18 protein-coding genes are annotated in these 17,492 nt (G+C 63.6%); 14 read left to right on the top strand and 4 right to left on the bottom strand.

Translation table 11 applies throughout. The features are described 5' to 3' along the window. Positions 1-150: 150 nt before the first annotated feature. Genes NKJ58_RS06220 through NKJ58_RS06210 form a run of 3 tightly spaced genes read left to right on the top strand, consistent with a single transcriptional unit; the run spans position 151 to position 3,238 of the window. Entirely contained in the window at positions 151-1,266 is a 1,116-nt protein-coding gene (locus NKJ58_RS06220; protein ID WP_502902276.1) for an ABC transporter permease, read from the top strand. Beyond that, positions 1,263-2,099 (top strand): ATP-binding cassette domain-containing protein, encoded by an 837-nt coding sequence (locus tag NKJ58_RS06215; RefSeq protein ID WP_023712088.1) that lies wholly within the window; start codon positions 1,263-1,265, stop codon positions 2,097-2,099. Before NKJ58_RS06220 ends, NKJ58_RS06215 begins: the two co-directional genes overlap by 4 nt. 32 nt (positions 2,100-2,131) lie before the next feature. Continuing rightward, the gene (locus tag NKJ58_RS06210) at positions 2,132-3,238 is read left to right on the top strand and encodes a Gfo/Idh/MocA family protein (protein WP_352518731.1); all 1,107 of its coding nucleotides are present in this window, start codon (positions 2,132-2,134) and stop codon (positions 3,236-3,238) included. Between the two features lie 140 nt (positions 3,239-3,378). Here NKJ58_RS06210 and NKJ58_RS06205 read toward each other — a convergent pair whose 3' ends face one another. Together NKJ58_RS06205 and NKJ58_RS06200 are read right to left on the bottom strand one after the other, a co-directional pair. Then, positions 3,379-4,155: a FadR/GntR family transcriptional regulator gene (locus NKJ58_RS06205; protein ID WP_023682233.1), complete on the bottom strand. Its 777-nt coding sequence runs from the start codon at positions 4,153-4,155 to the stop codon at positions 3,379-3,381. Between the two features lie 107 nt (positions 4,156-4,262). Then, a complete protein-coding gene (locus NKJ58_RS06200; protein ID WP_023682234.1) occupies positions 4,263-5,153 on the bottom strand; it encodes an NAD-dependent epimerase/dehydratase family protein in 891 nt (296 codons plus the stop codon). Between the two features lie 117 nt (positions 5,154-5,270). On the opposite strand from NKJ58_RS06200, the gene NKJ58_RS06195 reads away from it, so the two are divergent. Further along, a complete protein-coding gene (locus NKJ58_RS06195) occupies positions 5,271-6,209 on the top strand; it encodes an NAD(P)-dependent oxidoreductase (protein ID WP_352518732.1) in 939 nt (312 codons plus the stop codon). Positions 6,210-6,227: 18 nt separating this feature from the next. On the opposite strand, the gene NKJ58_RS06190 is transcribed toward NKJ58_RS06195, so the two are convergent. Both NKJ58_RS06190 and NKJ58_RS06185 read right to left on the bottom strand, forming a co-directional pair. After that, positions 6,228-7,010, bottom strand: coding sequence for a FadR/GntR family transcriptional regulator (locus NKJ58_RS06190; RefSeq protein WP_023682236.1), 783 nt, complete (start codon positions 7,008-7,010; stop codon positions 6,228-6,230). 179 nt (positions 7,011-7,189) lie between these two features. Then, positions 7,190-8,179, bottom strand: a complete 990-nt coding sequence (locus NKJ58_RS06185; protein WP_023673050.1) for a sugar-binding protein — start codon at positions 8,177-8,179, stop codon at positions 7,190-7,192. Positions 8,180-8,644: 465 nt separating this feature from the next. Between NKJ58_RS06185 and NKJ58_RS06180 the strand changes: the two genes are divergently transcribed. The 10 genes from NKJ58_RS06180 (at position 8,645) to NKJ58_RS06135 (ending at position 17,396) form a co-directional block, all read left to right on the top strand. Next, a complete protein-coding gene (locus NKJ58_RS06180) occupies positions 8,645-9,385 on the top strand; it encodes an ATP-binding cassette domain-containing protein (RefSeq protein ID WP_023682237.1) in 741 nt (246 codons plus the stop codon). Positions 9,386-9,426: 41 nt separating this feature from the next. After that, entirely contained in the window at positions 9,427-10,425 is a 999-nt protein-coding gene (locus tag NKJ58_RS06175; protein ID WP_023673048.1) for an ABC transporter permease, read from the top strand. A 39-nt stretch (positions 10,426-10,464) separates the two neighbouring features. Next, on the top strand, positions 10,465-11,235 hold the full coding sequence (locus NKJ58_RS06170; RefSeq protein WP_031197944.1) for an SDR family oxidoreductase: 771 nt from the start codon (positions 10,465-10,467) through the stop codon (positions 11,233-11,235). 150 nt (positions 11,236-11,385) lie between these two features. Continuing rightward, on the top strand, positions 11,386-12,213 hold the full coding sequence (locus tag NKJ58_RS06165) for an AraC family transcriptional regulator (protein ID WP_023673046.1): 828 nt from the start codon (positions 11,386-11,388) through the stop codon (positions 12,211-12,213). Positions 12,214-12,325: 112 nt separating this feature from the next. Further along, the gene (locus NKJ58_RS06160; RefSeq protein WP_023682239.1) at positions 12,326-12,769 is read left to right on the top strand and encodes an SRPBCC family protein; all 444 of its coding nucleotides are present in this window, start codon (positions 12,326-12,328) and stop codon (positions 12,767-12,769) included. A 15-nt stretch (positions 12,770-12,784) separates the two neighbouring features. Next, a complete protein-coding gene (locus tag NKJ58_RS06155; RefSeq protein ID WP_023682240.1) occupies positions 12,785-13,579 on the top strand; it encodes an FAD binding domain-containing protein in 795 nt (264 codons plus the stop codon). Between the two features lie 60 nt (positions 13,580-13,639). After that, a complete protein-coding gene (locus tag NKJ58_RS06150; RefSeq protein ID WP_023682241.1) occupies positions 13,640-14,122 on the top strand; it encodes a (2Fe-2S)-binding protein in 483 nt (160 codons plus the stop codon). Positions 14,123-14,133: 11 nt separating this feature from the next. Then, a complete protein-coding gene (locus NKJ58_RS06145; RefSeq protein ID WP_352499685.1) occupies positions 14,134-15,501 on the top strand; it encodes a xanthine dehydrogenase family protein molybdopterin-binding subunit in 1,368 nt (455 codons plus the stop codon). Position 15,502: 1 nt separating this feature from the next. Continuing rightward, complete coding sequence (locus NKJ58_RS06140) at positions 15,503-16,507, top strand: xanthine dehydrogenase family protein molybdopterin-binding subunit (RefSeq protein WP_023690781.1); 1,005 nt, start codon at positions 15,503-15,505, stop codon at positions 16,505-16,507. A 7-nt stretch (positions 16,508-16,514) separates the two neighbouring features. After that, positions 16,515-17,396: an AAA family ATPase gene (locus tag NKJ58_RS06135; RefSeq protein ID WP_352518733.1), complete on the top strand. Its 882-nt coding sequence runs from the start codon at positions 16,515-16,517 to the stop codon at positions 17,394-17,396. The last annotated feature ends 96 nt before the right edge of the window (positions 17,397-17,492 follow it).

Genomic DNA, 17,492 nt, shown 5'->3' with positions numbered 1-17,492 from the left:
CCAAAACGGATCGGGGAGCCGCCATGCGCTCCCCGTCTCTGGTCGAGATTGCGAAGTGAGCGATTGGGGAGCCTAATGGCTGTTGTGGAAGACAAGGCGATACCTCCAGAAGCGCCGGCCCCCGGGGTACTGGGCAAGGACCGTTTCGGCATGACGTCGAAACGGGCTGCCGGCACTGACGAGCGGCTGGCCAGCACCGGCCGGCTGACGCAATGGCTGCGCCGGCCCGAAGCCGGTGCCGCCGGCGGCCTCATCGCCACCATCATCATCTTCGCCCTGCTGCCGGGTGCGTCGAACCTCTATTCGCTGCAGGGGTCGATGACCTTCCTGACGCTGGCAGCCGAACTCGGCATCATCGCCACGGCCGCAGCCCTTCTCATCATCGCCGGCGAGTTCGATCTCTCCGTCGGCTCGATGGTCGGCTTCGCCGGCGTCGTCATCGGGCTGACGGTGAAATATTTGGGCCTGCCGCTGTGGGGCGGCATCGCCTGCGCCTTCGCTGTCGCCATCCTCACCGGCTACGTCAACGGCCTGATCGTGGTGAAGACCCGCCTGCCCTCCTTCATCGTGACGCTGGCGTCGCTCTACATCCTGCGCGGCCTGTCGATCGGCATCACCCGCGCCGTCACCGGCCGCACGCAGATCCCCTACATCCTCGACGGCGCGCCGGACCCGGCAACCGCGGGCCTGTTCAACGGCCATCTCCTGACCGGCTTCTTCCAATGGATGGGCACGCAAGGTTGGATCGCCACCCGCACCGACGGCATTCCCTTCGTCGTCGGCATTCCGATGTCGATCGTCTGGTGGCTCGGACTGACAGCGCTTGCCGGCTATGTCTTGACCCAGACCAAATACGGCAACTGGATCTTCGCCACCGGCGGCGACCTCAATGCCGCCCGCAATGTCGGCGTGCCGGTCGACCGGGTTAAGATCGCGCTGTTCATCTACACCGCCTGTGCCGCGACCTTGCTTGCCACCATCCAGGTGATGGAGGCCGGCTCCGCCGACACCACGCGCGGCCTGCTCAAGGAATTCGAGGCGATCATCGCCGCGGTCATCGGCGGCGTGCTGCTCACCGGCGGCTACGGCACCGTCTATGGCGTGCTGTTCGGCGCGCTGATCTTCGGCCTGGTGCAGATGGGCATCTTCTACACCGGCATCGACACCGACTGGTTCAAGGTCTTCCTCGGCATCGTCATTTTGATGGCCGTGCTGGTCAACAACTACATCCGCCTCAAGGCGCTCGGACGCGGAGGCGGCAAATGACCTACCCAAACCCGTCCCCGGCCATCCAGCCAGCCATGGAATTGCGTGGTGTGTCGGTCAATTTCGGCTCGGTGCGCGCGCTGCAGGATATCGACATCAAGGTCTATCCCGGCGAGGTGCACTGCTTGCTGGGCGACAACGGCGCCGGCAAGTCGACGCTGATCAAGGTTCTGTCGGGCGTGCACCGGCCGACCAAGGGCGAGATTTTCGTCGACGGCAAGCCCGTCACGTTCCGCAGCCCGCGCGACGCGCAGGACCTCGGCGTCGCGACGGTCTTCCAGGACCTCGGCATGATCTCGCTGATGTCGATCACGCGCAATTTCTTCCTCGGCCGCGAGCCGACCAGAAGCCGCCTGCCCTTCTCGCGCTTCGACAAGGAGCGCGCCAACACAATTGCCCGCCAGGCGATGGCCGATATCGGCATCGACGTGCGCGACCCGACGCAGGCCGTCGGCACGCTGTCGGGCGGCGAGCGCCAATCGGTGGCAATCGCGCGCGCAGTCCACTTCGGCGCAAAGGTGCTGATCCTTGACGAGCCGACCTCGGCGCTCGGCGTGCATCAGGCGGCCATGGTGCTGAAATTCATCATCGAGGCGCGCATGCGCGGGCTGGCGGTGATCTTCATCAGCCACAACATCCACCACGCCTACCCTGTCGGTGACACTTTCACGCTGCTCAACCGCGGCCGCAATCGCGGCACATACGCAAAGTCCGAGATCTCGCGCGACGAGGTGATTTCCATCATGTCGGGCGGCGAGGATCTGAAGGCGGTGGAAGCTGAGATTGCCGGGCTGTTGGCGCAGATCGGCAATCGGCCGGCCGCCGCACCCTGAGCCTGGAACACTTTGCAGAGAGTTTTAGCAGCATGAGCAGGATACGGGTTGGCGTTATCGGCGCCGGCATGATCTCGCAGGTCGAGCATATTCCGAATCTGTTGCGGCTCAGCGACCTGTTCGAACTGGTCGGCGTCGCCGACCCGTCAAGGATTTCGCGGGAATATGTCAGCGAAGTTCACGGCATCGCCAATTTCGAAACGCCGGAGCAACTGTTCGACCATAAGCTCGACGCCGTCGTGATCGGCTCGCCCGACCCGCTGCATCAAGAGCAGGTGCTGGCCGCACTGGGGCGCGGCCTGCATGTCTTCTGCGAAAAGCCGCTCTGCTATTCCCCGGCGGAAATCGCCGAGATCATCGCCGCGCGCGATAAGGCCGGCAAGGTCATGCAGGTCGGCTATATGAAGCGCTTCGATCCGAGCTACCGGCTGGCGCTGGCCTCGCTGCCCGGCACGGCAAAGACGTTGCGGTCCGTCTCGGTCGAGGTTAACGATCCCGATGCCTGGCCGTTCATCGCCCACCAGCGATACAAGCGCGGCAACGACATTCCCGAGGAGCTGATTGCCGCCGCGCAAGCCAGGCAGAAACAACAGGTCGAACGCGCTATCGGCCAGCCTTTGAACGATCTGGCTTTCCGTGGATTTACCGCCGCTTACAGCTCCGCCTTGATTCACGATGTGAATGCCGTACACGGCCTGCTCGACGCGCTCAGCGTGCCGGATGGCGAGGTCGTCGGCGCGCAGATCTTCGCCAATGGCGATGGCGGCCAGGGCGCAGTAAAACTGCTCGACGGCCAGGCGCTGTGGACGATGACGCATCTCACCGTGCCGAAGCTCGCCGACTACAAGGAACGCATCACGCTGTTCTTCGACGCTGCCAGCCTCGAGCTCGAATTCCCCTCGCCCTGGCTCAACCATCACCCGACCCGGCTGACTGTGAAGACCTCGGACGGCCACACACTGTCGACGAAGGATCTGCGCGCCGGCTACGGTGAAGCCTTCGTCGAGGAACTGCGCGGCTTCTGGGGTGCGATCGTCAATCGCGACGAGGTGGTCAACCGCCCCGAGCACGCCGCCCGCGACCAGGCGCTGCTGATCGCGCTGACCAGGCAGCATTTGGCCACTTCGCAGGCCGGCTGAGCGCTCGCAGGATGTGTTGAGATTCAGGTCAGGCCGCGCCGAACACATTGGGTTTCGAGAACCGGAGCGGAGCGTACTTAAGTACGTGAAGCGCGAAAGCCGGCGTTTGCAGGCCGGCCTCACCTGAATATCAGCACATCCTACCGGGTGTTGATGACGCCGTCTGTATTGGCGAGCAGCTTGCGCACCGCGTTGCGGGCCGCATCCGGCCGCTGCAGGCGGATGGCCTTCTCGATAGCCTCGTGCAGTTGCTGTGCATGCTGCAGATCGTCGAGTTCGCGCGTCGTATAGGTGAACAGATGATCGAAGGCGGATTCGATCAGCACGCCGAGCGGCACCAGCAGATCGTTGCCGGAGGCGCGCAGGATGGCGAGATGAAAGCGTGTGTCGGCGCGCGTGCGCTCCTGCAGGCTCGACGCCTCGCCCATCTCGCGGCAGGCCTGGCTGATCTCGGCCATCTGCTCCTCGGTGCGTCGCATGGCGGCGAAGGCAGTCGCTTCCGGCTCGATGATGTGGCGGAATTCCTGCACCGTCTTCAGGAACACCTCACGGTCGGGCGCGGTCGCGTACCAGGCGAGCACATCGCGATCGAGCAGGTTCCAGCGCTCCCTGGGCTCCACCCAGCTGCCGATTTTAGGGCGTGATGCCAGAAGGCTTTTGGCCATCAGCATCTTGATCGCCTCACGCACCGCCGAGCGGCTGACGTTGAAGGTTTCAGACCATTTGGCTTCATTGGGCAGGATGGTGCCCGGCGGATAGTCGCCGCGCACAATCCGAAGCCCGATTTCGCTGGCCAGTGACGCATGCACGCTGGTGCCGGGCATCCGGGCCGCGTCAGCCCGGCGAAGGGTCGCCGGGCGCTCTGCGGATGCCGCCTTTTCAGGCATCTTTCCCTTATTCGGCTTTCCGTCCCTCATGCCTCCACAAAGTCCGGATTTCGGAAGCTGTCAAGCAAAGGGCGGGACGTTGACGGCAAAGGCTGCGGCTGTGCACAGATCAGGTCGCAACCTTGCCCCCGGCCGGCCTATTTGACGTATTTGCGCCAGCTGTGCTCGGGACGGAAGCCAAGCATGTCCCTGGCTTTGCGGTTGGAAAGCAGCGTCTCGTATTCGTCGAGCTCCGCCTTGACCGGCACGTCGGGGTAAAACCGCTTCAAAAGTTCCGCTGTCGGCAGGTCGGACGAGGTATCGTCATTGGCCGCGTTGAACACCTGGAAGCCGAGCCCGTCCGTTTCAACGGCGCGCAGCGTGATCTGGCCGAGATCGCGCGCGTCGACATAGCTCCAGGCGATGCGCTTGCGAAAGCCCGGATCGGCAAACCACTTCGGAAACAGCGAATATTCGTGCGGCTCGATGACGTTGCCGATGCGCAAGGCATAGATATCGGTGCCGTTGCGCTGCGCAAAGGCGCGCGCCGTGTGCTCGTTGACGACCTTGGACAGAGCATAGCTGTCCATCGGATCGACGTCGTATTCTTCATCGAGGGGAAAATATTTGGGGTCGCGCGGTTCGTTGGCGAACACCACGCCATAGGTGGTCTCGCTGGACGCGATCACCACCTTGGGGATGCCGAGTTTCACCGCCGCCTCGATGACGTTGTAGGTGCCCATCGCATTGATGCGGAACACCTCATTGTCGGTCGTGATCATGATGCGCGGTATGGCGGCGAAATGCACCACGGCATCGACCGGCTGCGGGCGCAGCGACGGGTCGAATTCGTGCAGACCCATATAGCTCGACAGCGCGTTGAACACCTGGCCGCTGTCGGTGATGTCGGTGATCAGCGTGCGTACCTTGGGATTGTCGAGCGGCTTGGTGTCGATGTTGAGCACCTGGCAGCCCTGTTCGATCAGATATTGCACGACATGGCGACCGGCCTTGCCGCTGCCGCCGGTGAACATGATCCGCTTCGTCATTTTCGTCTCCAATGCCTAGGATTTCTGTGTATTGTCAGACAATATGGCATTCCGCAACCACCCTCGCCCGCAAGACGGCGGCGCCCAATATCAATCATCGCAACAGGACTTCAAGACATGACCACGACCGCCGCGAGCGAAAAGATCGGCTTTATCGGCCTTGGCCTGATGGGGCACGGCATTGCCAAGAACATCGTCGACAAGGGCTATGGCCTGACCTTCCTCGGCCGCAAGAACCGCAAGCCGGCGGAAGACTTGGCTGGCCGCGGTGCGAAGGAAGTGGCCACCTCGCGTGAGGTGGCAGCGGCATCCGATATCGTCTTCATCTGCGTCACCGGCTCGCGCGAGGTCGAAGCCATCATCCGTGGCCCCGGCGGCCTCAAGGAGGGCCTGAAAAGAGGCTCGGTTGTCGTCGATTGCTCGACCGCCGATCCGGTCTCGACCGTGGTGCTGGCGGCGGAACTGAAGGAGATCGGCGTCGACTTCGTCGATGCACCGCTCAGCCGCACGCCGAAGGAAGCCTGGGAAGGCACGCTCGACGCCATGGTCGGCGCGCCCGACGCGCTGTTTGCCCGTGTGAAGCCGGTCATCGAAACCTGGGCCGGCCGCATCGTCCATATTGGCGATACAGGTGACGGCCACCGCATGAAGCTGCTCAACAACTTCATCTCGCTGGGCTATGCCGCGATCTATTCCGAGGCGCTGGCGCTGGCCGAAAAGGTCGGCATCTCGCCACCGCGTTTCGACAGCGTCATCCGCAACGGCCGCATGGATTGCGGCTTCTACCAGACCTTCATGCGCTGGACGCTGGAGGGCGACCGCGACGCGCATAAATTCACCATCGCCAACGCCTTCAAGGACCTGACCTATCTGGAATCGATGGCGGGTGCGGCCGGCATCGCCAACCCGCTCGGCAACGCCACCAAGAACTCCTTCGCCGGTGCCCATGCCACTGGCCCGGCCGAGCAATTCGTGCCGATGCTGGCGACATATATCGGCAAGGTCAACGGCGTCGACCTGATGCCCAGCAAGGATGGCAAGAAGCAGACGATTTGAGGTGGCGAAAAGCCTGTGTCAGCGCCTCGACCGGCCGATAACATCGTCGGTGTTGGCGAGCAGTTTGTGCACCGCATTGCGCGCGGCCGCAGGACGCTGGAGGCGGATGTTCTTCTCGATCGCCTCATGCAGCGCCTGCGCCCGCCGCTGATCGCTGGTCTCGCGTGTGACGAAGACAAAGAGATGATCGAGCGCCGACTCGATCAGAACGCCAAGCGGCACCAGCAGATCGTTGCCCGAGGCGCGCAGTATGGCGAGGTGAAAACGCGTATCGGCGCGGATACGCTCCTGCAGGTTCAGAGCCTCGCCCATCTCACGACAGGCCTGGCTGATCTCGTCCATCTGCTCGTCGCTGCGCCGCGTGGCGGCAAAGGCCGACGCTTCCGGCTCGATGATGTGACGGAACTCCTGCACCGTGCGCAGGAAGGCCTCCCGGTCCGGCCCGGTCGCGTACCAGGCCAGCACATCGCGGTCGAGCAGGTTCCAGCGTTCCCTGGGCTCGACCCAGCTGCCGATCTTGGGCCGTGAAGCCAGCAGGCTTTTGGCCATCAGCATCTTGATGGCTTCGCGCACCGCCGAACGACTGACATCGAAGGTCTCGGCCCATTTGGCCTCGTTGGGCAGAATGGTGCCGGGCGGATAGTCGCCGCGCACGATCCTGAGGCCAATCTCGCCGGCCAGCGAGACATGGACGCTCGCTCCCGGAAAATGCGCGGCACCGGCCCTGCGCATGACAGCCGGACCGAGGCTGGTTTGTGCCTTGGCCCGCTCGGCTCGCTTCTTTGATTTCTCGTCCGGCATTCACGTTCCAATGCGTCGGCCGTCTGCGTCCGGAATGGTCCGAACCTGCACGGCGCGCCGATCTCGTTGCCGAAAATCCAAACTACAGGCGTGTCAAAGCCGGAGCCTGCTGCCCCAACCGTTGCGTCCGTCCGGGAAGAGACGGGGCGCCCGTCAAAGGGCGCCCCGAAATCGAGAACCTACTTCTGGATGCAGGTGTCGACCGTGTCCTTGGTGCATTCGTCGAGGCCGGTGAACACCGGATCGGCGACCGCCTTGCCTTCGACCAGGTCGATCATCACCGATGGTGCCTTGTAGCCCATTTCGAACGGCCGCTGACCGACCAGAGCGGTCACAAGGCCGTCACGGGCGATCGCCACTTCATCGCCGATCGTATCGGCGGCGCCAATGACGAAGTCGTTGCTGGCGATGCGGTCCTTGAGCGGCCCGAACAGGTCGCGATAGGGCTGCGGTGCGCCAAACAGCGGCCAGCCGCCCATGATGCCGAAGGCGTCGAGCTTGGGATTGGCGGCGAGGATGTCGGTCATCGCCTGCACGCCCTTGGCGCCGTCGTCATTGGTGAACACCGGGCAACCGGCAACTTCGGTCCAGCCGCCTTCGCCGGCAAGTGCCGCCAGGCCTTCCTTGCCCGACAGCGCGTCACGCATGCCCTGCGCCCGGCGCAGGATGTTGTCGGCCGCGGGATTGCCTTCGATGGTACAGATCGTGCCGCCGTTCGGCTTGCCCTTCTTGATGTACTCGCCGATCTTGTGACCCATCAAATAGTTGTCGGTCCCGAGATAGGTCTTGCGCAGCGCGGCATCTTCCTTGCTGAGATCGGCGTCGAGCGTCATGATCGGGATCGTCGGATTGGCGGTCTTGATCGTCTGAGCGATCAGCGGCGCGTTGGATGGCGAAATCGCCATTGCCACCGTGTCGGCCTTGCTCAGCATGTCCTGAACGATCTGCGCCTCGCCGGCCTCGTCCGAGGTCGACGCCGGGCCGGTGTAGAAGCATTCATATTCCGAGCTGGCATTTTCCTTGTTCCATTTCTCGCAACCCTGGTGGATGGCTTCGAAGAATGGATTGTCGAGACCCTTCACCACGATGACGAGCTGTTTCTTGGCCAAAGCCGGCCCGGCGCCCAGCGCCATGGCGGCGACGGCGGCGAGCAAAAGTGTTTTCCTCATGTCAGTCCTCCCTTGAAACAGACGGACACGGCGTGCCCGCCACACAGATCGACCGGATGCTTAATGACCGAGGTTCGTTTCACGAGCACTCGTGTCGCCAAGACAGATCGATAAGCATTTCCAGATGCGGCATTGGCCCGGCTCAACACATGGGTGGCGCCGCAACCTCGACCGATAACCTCCGCCGATTCCGCCCGGCTAACCGCCAGCGGCATCGGCATAATCTCCTCCGACGCTTAGCTAATATCGGCTTGCGGCCAACGTCAATGCTATTTGTCCTACAAAACGGATTTTTGGATGACCAACGCTTCAATTCGTCCGACAATTGATTGACGAGCGCCGGCTTTTGCGTAAAAGAACGCTGACGCTGTTTCCGGGAGGAGATGGGGAGAGCGGGGCCAAAGCAGCGCCGGCATTCACGCCGGGAACAGCAGCGGGTCGCAAAACACGGGGAGGCAAAGACTGGTGGCGGTTCTCGAACTCACCAATATCTCGAGGCATTTCGGCGCCATCCAGGCGGTCAACGACGTATCGCTGTCGATCGAGCCCGGACAGGTGGTCGGCCTGATGGGCGACAACGGCGCCGGCAAGTCGACACTGGTCAAGATGATCGCCGGCAATTTCCGCCCCAGCCATGGCGTCATGCGCATGGACGGCAAGGAGTTGATCCTGCACAAGCCGGCGGAAGCTCGCCAGCACGGCATCGAGATCGTCCACCAGGACCTGGCGCTGTGCAACAATCTGACCGCCGCCGCCAATGTCTATCTCGGCCGTGAATTGCGCCGCGGCCTCGGCCCTTTACGCATCCTCGACTATGCCGCCATGTACAAGCGCGCCGGCCAGCTCTTCGCCGAGTTGAAGTCCGAGACCCGTCCGCGCGACCTCGTCAAGCAGATGTCGGGCGGCCAGCGCCAGGCAGTAGCGATTGCCCGCACCATGCTGTCGCAGGCCAAGATCGTGTTGATGGACGAACCGACGGCCGCGATCTCGGTGCGCCAGGTCGCCGAAGTGCTGAACCTGATCCGCCATTTGCGCGACCAAGGCATCGCAGTGGTGCTGATCAGCCACCGCATGCCTGACGTGTTCACCGTCGCCGACCGCGTCATCGTCATGCGGCGCGGCCGCAAGGTCGCCGACAAGACGATTGCGTCAAGTTCGCCCGAGGAAGTCACCGGGCTGATCACCGGCGCCATCGAACAGGTTTGATCTCAGCGAATTTCACCACGCACAGCACATGAAGGTCGACGATGGCACTGACAATTGACCAGCCGATCGAACAAAAACAACAATCCTTGCCGGCAAGACTGTTTGCCAGCCAGACCTTCTGGGTGGTGATCGCGGTCATCCTGGCCTGCCTGTTCCTGTCTTTTGCCACCGACGCCTTCGCCACGTCGAAGAACCTTTACAACATCACCCGCAACATCACCTTCGTCGCCATCATCGCGCTCGGCATGACCTTCGTCATCATCACCGGCGGCATCGACCTGTCGGTCGGTTCGGTGCTCTGCCTGTCGTCGATGGTGCTGGCCGTCACCATGCATGCCGGCTACTCCATAGAAGTCGGCATCCTCGCCTCGATCGCCACCGCGCTCGCCATAGGCGCCTTCAACGGCATCATGATCGCCTATCTCGGCTTTCCACCCTTCGTGGTGACGCTCGGTATGCTGTCGATTGCCCGCAGCCTCGCCATGGTCGCCTCCAACAACACCGTCGTCTTCCAGTTCGGCCCCGATCACGACAAGCTTCTGGCGCTGGGCGGCGGTGCCTGGGTGTTCGGCATCGCCAATCCGGTGCTCTACATGATCCTTTTGGCGCTGATCACCGGCTTCACGCTGCGCTGGACCAAGTTTGGCCGCCACATCTTCGCCATTGGCGGCAATGAGCACGCGGCGACGCTGACCGGCGTTCCGGTAAAGCAGATCAAGGTCGCCGTCTATATGATCTCGGCGCTGGCGGCGGGCATTGCCGGCATCATCCAGACCGGATGGCTTGGCGCCGTCACCACCAATCTCGGAACCGGCATGGAACTGCAGGTCATCGCCGCCACCGTGATCGGCGGCGCCAATCTCGCCGGCGGCGTCGGCACCGCTTTCGGCGCCATTGTCGGTGCCGCGCTCATCGAAGTGATCCGCAACAGCCTTGGTCTGCTCGGCATCAATGCTTTCTGGCAAGGCGTGTTCATCGGCGGCGCCATCCTGCTCGCGGTGCTGTTCGACCGGATCCGCAACTTCAGGCGCAATGACTGAATGTTTTTGGACTGAATCTTTCGGCTGGAAACCGTTGCTTTGACATCGAAATCCCTGTTCGACCTCAACGGCCGGCTGGCGCTGATTACGGGCTCCGGCCAAGGCATCGGCCTGGCGCTGGCGCGCGGCCTTGCCGAGCATGGCGCAAGTGTCGTACTCAACGGCCGCGATGCCGGCAAGGTTGCCGGTGCCGTCGCCGGCTTGCGCGATGCCGGCTTCAAAGCGCACCCCTCGACCTTCGACGTGACGGATTCTCGCGCGGTCGATGCCGATGTCGCCCGCATCGAAGCCGAGATCGGCGCCATCGATATCCTAATCAACAATGCCGGCGTGCAGTTTCGCGCCCCGCTCGAGGACTTTCCCGAGGAGCAGTGGGAGCGGCTGTTCAAGACCAATGTCTCCGGCGCCTTCCATGCCGGCAAGGCGGTCGCCTGCAATATGATCGCGCGCGGCAAGGGCAAGATCATCAACATCGGCTCGGTGCAGAGCGAACTCGCCCGGCCCAACATCGCGCCCTATACGGCCACCAAGGGCGCAATCCGCAATTTGACACGTGGCATGTGCACCGACTGGGCGAAATACGGCTTGCAGGTCAATGCCATCGCCCCCGGCTATTTCCGCACCGAGATGAACCAGGCGCTGGTCGACAACCAGGAATTCTCCGCCTGGCTGGAAAAGCGCACGCCGGCTGGCCGCTGGGGGTATGTCGACGAACTGATCGGCGCCGCCGTGTTCCTCGCCTCCGACGCCTCATCCTTCGTCAACGGCCATACGCTTTATGTCGACGGCGGCATGACGGCTTCGGTTTGACGGGAAACCCTATCGCTCAGTCTGAAAATCCACCACTACGGCCGGCAGCACACAGCGGCTTTCGCCCCGCGCCTTGACGCGAGCCCGAACTCAGCCGCACAATCCCGTCGCAGGCGAAGGGAGGCCAGTCGTCTGCGGGAGGTATAACCCATGACGGACGCGATCAGGCTCTATTGGGGCCGGTTCGGACATGTTTCTGTCCTGAATGTCGCCAGCGACTTCGTCACCCATGCGCATGTCGAGGCCCACATCATCATCTGGCTGGAGGGCACGGCCGGCGAGATGACCGTCGGCCGCGAGACGGTGCCGCTGGGTCCCGGCACCGCCGCCGGCATCAATTCCTACCAGCCGCACAGCCACATTCTGTCGCAGAACGGCAGGCCCGGCCTGTTCCTCGCTTTCTACATCGATCCGGATTGGGCGCGCCGGCGCCGCGACCTGCCTTCGTCGGCGCCGTTGTTTGCACAGGCTGCGATCACGCTCGAACCCTGGCTGCACCAGGCCGCCGCCAACCTGCTCGACCATTTGAGCGATAATGAAAGCATCGACGACGTCGCCAATTACGAGATCGAGCGCTTCATCGATAGCCTGCTCGACGCCGCCGACGCCTCGGCGCCGCAGGAGGCGCGGATCCGGGTCAACACAATGCAGGATTTCCGCGTCCGCAAGGCAATCCAGCTGATGAAGGCCAATGTCTGCGAACGCATCTCGTTCGACGACGTCGCCCGCAGCGTCGGCCTGTCGCGGCCGCACTTCTTTGCTTTATTCAAGGAACAGACTAATCTGACGCCCAATGTCTACTGGAACACGCTGCGCATGGAGGAAGCCGTGCGGCAGCTGCAGTGGTCGCAGGAACCGCTGATCTCGGTCGCCTGCAATCTCGGCTTCACCACCCAGGGCAATTTCTCGCGCTTCTTCCGCGACCATGTCGGCGTGCCGCCGACGCTTTACCGCGAAGCGGCGCGTGCCATGGCCTGAACGGGCCGTTCGTTTTTCAGACTCCTTGATAGGGCCGCAAGACCCATTGATAAGCGCAGCACCGGCCGCCGCCCTACCCTGCTGCGTATCGAATTCGTAGGGGAATGATCATATGGCCGAAGTCACCGTCTCCAGTGTCATCGACGCGCCGGTCGAAAAGGTCTGGGCGCGCATCCGCGACTTCAACGGCCTGCCGGGCTGGCATCCGCGCATGGTCAAGAGCCATATCGAAGACGGCAAGAGCGCCGAAACCATCGGCTGCGTGCGTAATTTCGAGCTCGCCAGCGGCGCGCGTATCCGCGAAAAACTGCTCGACTTCTCCGATGCGAATTTCCGCGTCAGCTACTCCATCCTGGAGACGCCGCAGCCGCTGACCAATCACAAGGCGACGCTGCAATTGCGCCGCGTGACCGATGGCGATCGCACCTATGCCGAATGGACCGCGAGCTTCGACGCGGCGCCCGAAGAGGCCGACAAGATCGCCGCCGGCATGGCCGCCAATGTCTTCCAGGGTGGCTTCAATGCGTTGAAGAGCCATTTTTCTGGCCAGAGCTGAACCAGGGAGACTGCCATGGCGCTTGCCCTCCAGACCTTTTCGGCCGTCAGGGATGCCAACGCGGCGCTGAAGGCGCCCGGCACCCGCTATCTCGGCGGCGGCACGCTGGTCGTGCGCGCCGCCAATGAAGGCGATGTCTCCGTCACCGGCCTCGTCCGCTCGACTGATCCGGCCCTCTCCGGGATCACCGTTGCCGGCGGCAAGGTCCGCATCGGAGCTTCGGTGAAAATGGCGGCCATCGCCCGCCATCCCGAGCTTGCGGCGCTGTCCAGGGCTGCGCGCGCCGTCGGCGGCCCGGCGATCCGCAATATGGCGACTGTCGGCGGCAATCTGTTCGCACCGGCGCCCTACGGTGATTTCGCTGTCGCCCTGCTGGCGTTGGATGCGACGGTCGCCACCGATGATGGGGAATTGCCTATCGAGGATTTTCTGGCCTGGCGGGACGGCAGCCGCGCCATCGTCACATCAGTCGCCTTCGCGTTGCCGAAGGCCGAGAATTTCCGCTTCCTGAAAGTGTCGCGGGTCAAGCCGAAGGGCGTCTCGGTGCTCAGCATCGCCGCTGTTCTCGAACAGGCCGGCGACGGCACTGTCTCCTCGGCGCGGATCGCGCTCGGCTGCATGGCAGACCGGCCGATGCGCGCCCGCGCTGCGGAAAAGGCACTGATCGGCAGCAGGCTTGACCAGGACGGCGTCGCAGCGGCGCTGGCTGCAGCCGGTGAAGGCACTTCGCCAATCACCGATCCGATCGCCAGCGCCTGGTATCGCGCCGAGGTTCTCCCGGTCCATCTCGGCCGGCTGCTGCTTACTTAACCACCGCTTGGGGGGCGCGCGTCTGTCCGATCAATCGGGCAGGCGCGCTGGGAGGAAAACATGGCAAAGGTTCCGGTTCAGTTCACGCTCAACGGCTCGGAGAAGGCCGAATTTGTCGACAGCGGCACGACGCTGCTGCACGCGCTGCGCGACAAGATCGGCGACACCTCGCCCAAGGGCGGCTGCCACCAGGGCACCTGCGGCGCCTGCTCGGTGATCATCGACGGCGAACTCCGGCTCTCTTGCCTGACCGTGGCCGAGACCTGCAGCGGCGCCGACATCCGCACCACATCGGGCCTCGCTGAGGCCGGCGTCCTGCATCCGCTGCAGCGTGCCTTCCTCGACGCCTTCGCCACGCAATGCGGCTTCTGCACGCCGGGCATGATCATGGCCGCCAAGGTGCTGCTCGACCACACGCCCAATCCGAGCCGCGAGGATGTGATCGAGGCGCTGTCCGGCAACATCTGCCGCTGCACCGGCTACGAGCCGATCATCCAGGCGGTGCTGACCGCGGCCCGAGCCAATTCGCAGAACGCGGCCTAAGGACCAAAAGAATGGAACTGCGCAAAAACTATTTCGCCGATCAGCGCAAGGACGGCCTGCACGAGATCGGCCATGGGCGGCCGCGGCTGGATTCGCCGGGCCATGTGACGGGCAAGACCGCCTATTTCGCCGACCGCAACTTCCCGAATATGCTTCACCTGAAAATGGTGCGCAGTCCGCACCACCATGCCCGCATCCGTTCGATCGACACTTCCGAAGCGGAGAAGCATCCCGGCGTGGTGAAAATCCTCACCGCCAAGGATGTGCCGCACAATGTCTACACCATCCTGATCCTGATCCAGGTCGGACCGGAAGACGAGACGGTGCTGGCCGACGGCAAGGTACGCTGGAAGGGCGAGGCGGTGGTGGCGGTGCTGGCCGAGACCGAGCGCGCGGCTCAGGAAGCGGCAGCCAAGGTCAAGGTCGACTACGAGGTGCTGCCGGCCGTCTTCGACATGGAAGAAGCGCTGAAGCCTGGCGCGCCTTTGGTCAACGAATATCACGGCCAGAACTATTATCTCTATGACAGCGGCGAATGCCGCAAGGTGCGCTTCGGCGATGTCGAGGCGAGCTTCGCCGGCGCCGACCACATCCTCGAACAGAGTTATCAATCCTCGCCCATCGAGCATGCGCCGACCGAGACCACCGGTTGCGTCGTGGTGCCCGAAGGCAATGACCGCTTCACCTGCTACACCAACACCCAGGCGATGTTCTTCACCCTCGACAACGCCTCGATCATCCTGCAGATGCCCGGCTCAAAACTGCATTTCGTCGGCGGCACTGTCGGCGGCGGCTTCGGCGGCAAGGTCGACGTCATCGTCGAGCCGATCGCCATTCTTGGCGCTAAACAAACCGGACGCCCAGTCTGTTTCGTCTATAGCCGCGAGGAGGAGATGCAGATCTCCTCGCCGCGCGCCGCCGAAAAGATAATCATCAAGGATGGCGTGATGAACGATGGCCGCATCGTGGCTCGCAAGGTGACCGGCTATACCGATGCCGGCGCCTATTCGCGCCACTCGCCTTATGGCGCGCAGAAGGGAGCGGCGCACTATCCCGGGCCCTACACCATTCCCAATGTCTGGATCGACACTTATTGCGTCTACACCAACCGCACCCCCTCCTCCGCCATGCGCGGCTTCGGCGTCACCATCGGCGACTTCGCGCTTGAGGTGCAGATGGACAAGCTGGCGCGGCTGATCGGCATGGACCCGCTCGAATTCCGCTTCATCAACGCCTATCGCGATGGCGACATGAAGGCGCATCGCCAGCCGACCGAAGGAGCGGCGCTGATCGAGTGCATGCAGGAGGCGTCGCGCGCCGCCAACTGGCCCGTGGCGGAGAAGTATATGGCGATGTCCTCCTACACGAAGGGAGCTTGAGATGGCGATAAGGCGCGGACGCGGCGTCGCCGCGATCAACTATCCGACGGGCATGAACCTTGGCGGCGACCCGACGCAGGCGCTGGTGCATTCGACGCCGACCGGCAATTTCATGGTGACGCTTTCCAGCGTCGATCTCGGTCAGGGCTTGAAGCAGATCATGGCGCAGATCTGCGCCGAGACCATCGGCGTGCCGACGGACCGGGTCACCATCGACACCGCCGACACCGACACCGGCCCGCACTGCATGGGAACCTTCGCCTCGCGCGGCACCCACCGCGCCGGCAATGCCGTCATCCAGGCGGCCAAGGAAGCCCGTCAGGTGATGCTGGAGGTGGCGGCGGAAGAGCTGGAGGTGAACGCCTCCGATCTCGAAACTGATGGCGAGGGCAACATTCTGGTCAAGGGCGCGCCGCAAAAGTCGATCTCGATCTTCGATGTCGCCTTGTCGGCGCATTTCAAGCGCGGGCGCTCGATATCCGGGCGCGGCATGTTCCTGATCCCGCGCTCCTATCCGGAGAAAGAGACCGGCGCGATGAAGCCGTCGACCTGCTACGCCCATGCCTGCACGGTGGCCGAAGTCGAGGTCGATGACGAGACGGGCGAGGTTACGGTGCTGACCGTGAAGAACGTCTTTGAGATCGGCCGCGCGCTGAACCCGAAAATGGTCGAGCAGCAACTGGTCGGCGGTTCCTGGATGGGCATCAGCCACGCGCTCTACGAAACGACCGAGCCCTATTATCCCAACCGCGACCATGGCGGCACCGACTTCAACCAGTATCTGATGCCGGGACCGGGCGATCTCGCCCAAACCGAGATCATCGTGCTGGAGCGGCCGTCGGCGGATGGTCCTTACGGTGCCAAAGGGCCAGGCGAAATGTGCGCGAACCCGCAGATCCCCGCGGTTGCCAATGCCGTCTTCGACGCCGTCGGCGTGCGCATCGACACGCTGCCGATCACACCGGAGCGCATATTGCGCGCGCTGAAGGCGCAAGCGGCGAACTGAGGACGACATGCAGGAGCCGAATGCCGAGACTGTCGCGACCTCGCCGGAGGCGGTGGCACAGCATCTCGCTGCTTCGCGCTACCTCGCCGACGACAGCCTGGCCACCGCCATCTTCCTGGCCATACGGCTGGGCAAGCCGTTGCTGCTCGAAGGCGCGCCCGGCGTCGGCAAGACCGAAGCTGCGAAGGCGATCGCGCAACTGCTTGGCCGCGATCTGGTGCGGCTGCAATGCTATGAAGGCATCGACGCAGCACACGCGCTCTACGAATGGAATTACCAGCGCCAGCTGCTCGCCATCCGGCATGCCGGTGAGCACGAGATCGACATCTATGACGACCGTTTTCTGATCGCCCGGCCGCTGCTGCAGGTGCTGCGGGCGCCTCGGCAGCGTGTGCTTCTGGTCGACGAGATCGACCGCTCCGACCACGAATTCGAAGCGTTGCTTCTGGAATTCCTCTCCGACTTCCAGATCAGCATTCCCGAACGCGGCACCATCCGCGCCGAGGCGCAGCCGATCGTCATCCTGACCTCGAACCGAACCCGCGAACTGGCGGAGGCGCTGCGTCGGCGCTGCGTCTATCACTGGATCGGCTATCCCGACGCCGAGCGCGAAGCCGCCATCATCATGCTGCGCGCCGGCGGGGTCGCCGAAGCGACCGCCCGCGCCGTGGCGAATGCCGTGCAGTCGATCCGCGTCCGCCCGCTGGCCAAGCCGCCCGGCATCTCCGAGGCCGTCGAATGGGCCAACGCCGCCACCATACTGGAGAAAGGCGGCAGCCCATGGCCGCAAGCCTTCCGCCGCGCCATCGGCGTGCTTATCAAGGACGAGGAGGATTTGTCCGCGATCGCGCCGGAGCTTGGTGCCATCGTCGAGGAGGCGCTGGGGTGAGCCGGGACTTCGGCAATGCGCAACGCCGGCGGGACAGCGCCCCCCTCTGTCCTGCCGGACATCTCCCCCTCAAGGGGGGAGATCAGCTGTCATTGT

It is taken from the genome of Mesorhizobium sp. M0139 (assembly GCF_040322455.1).
Taxonomy (GTDB): Bacteria; Pseudomonadota; Alphaproteobacteria; order Rhizobiales; family Rhizobiaceae; genus Mesorhizobium.
This window is presented reverse-complemented; position numbering and strand designations above follow the sequence as displayed.

What these genes read in the sequence shown, in the direction of transcription:
- NKJ58_RS06200 (WP_023682234.1), bottom strand. Translation starts at nt 5,153, where the DNA reads ATGACGAAGCGGATCATGTTCACCGGCGGCAGCGGCAAGGCCGGTCGC.
- NKJ58_RS06185 (WP_023673050.1), bottom strand. Translation starts at nt 8,179, where the DNA reads ATGAGGAAAACACTTTTGCTCGCCGCCGTCGCCGCCATGGCGCTGGGC.
- NKJ58_RS06220 (WP_502902276.1), top strand. Translation starts at nt 151, where the DNA reads ATGACGTCGAAACGGGCTGCCGGCACTGACGAGCGGCTGGCCAGCACC.
- NKJ58_RS06175 (WP_023673048.1), top strand. Translation starts at nt 9,427, where the DNA reads ATGGCACTGACAATTGACCAGCCGATCGAACAAAAACAACAATCCTTG.
- NKJ58_RS06205 (WP_023682233.1), bottom strand. Translation starts at nt 4,155, where the DNA reads ATGAGGGACGGAAAGCCGAATAAGGGAAAGATGCCTGAAAAGGCGGCA.
- NKJ58_RS06150 (WP_023682241.1), top strand. Translation starts at nt 13,640, where the DNA reads ATGGCAAAGGTTCCGGTTCAGTTCACGCTCAACGGCTCGGAGAAGGCC.
- NKJ58_RS06195 (WP_352518732.1), top strand. Translation starts at nt 5,271, where the DNA reads ATGACCACGACCGCCGCGAGCGAAAAGATCGGCTTTATCGGCCTTGGC.
- NKJ58_RS06190 (WP_023682236.1), bottom strand. Translation starts at nt 7,010, where the DNA reads ATGCCGGACGAGAAATCAAAGAAGCGAGCCGAGCGGGCCAAGGCACAA.
- NKJ58_RS06155 (WP_023682240.1), top strand. Translation starts at nt 12,785, where the DNA reads ATGGCGCTTGCCCTCCAGACCTTTTCGGCCGTCAGGGATGCCAACGCG.
- NKJ58_RS06160 (WP_023682239.1), top strand. Translation starts at nt 12,326, where the DNA reads ATGGCCGAAGTCACCGTCTCCAGTGTCATCGACGCGCCGGTCGAAAAG.
- NKJ58_RS06215 (WP_023712088.1), top strand. Translation starts at nt 1,263, where the DNA reads ATGACCTACCCAAACCCGTCCCCGGCCATCCAGCCAGCCATGGAATTG.
- NKJ58_RS06210 (WP_352518731.1), top strand. Translation starts at nt 2,132, where the DNA reads ATGAGCAGGATACGGGTTGGCGTTATCGGCGCCGGCATGATCTCGCAG.
- NKJ58_RS06165 (WP_023673046.1), top strand. Translation starts at nt 11,386, where the DNA reads ATGACGGACGCGATCAGGCTCTATTGGGGCCGGTTCGGACATGTTTCT.
- NKJ58_RS06145 (WP_352499685.1), top strand. Translation starts at nt 14,134, where the DNA reads ATGGAACTGCGCAAAAACTATTTCGCCGATCAGCGCAAGGACGGCCTG.
- NKJ58_RS06140 (WP_023690781.1), top strand. Translation starts at nt 15,503, where the DNA reads ATGGCGATAAGGCGCGGACGCGGCGTCGCCGCGATCAACTATCCGACG.
- NKJ58_RS06135 (WP_352518733.1), top strand. Translation starts at nt 16,515, where the DNA reads ATGCAGGAGCCGAATGCCGAGACTGTCGCGACCTCGCCGGAGGCGGTG.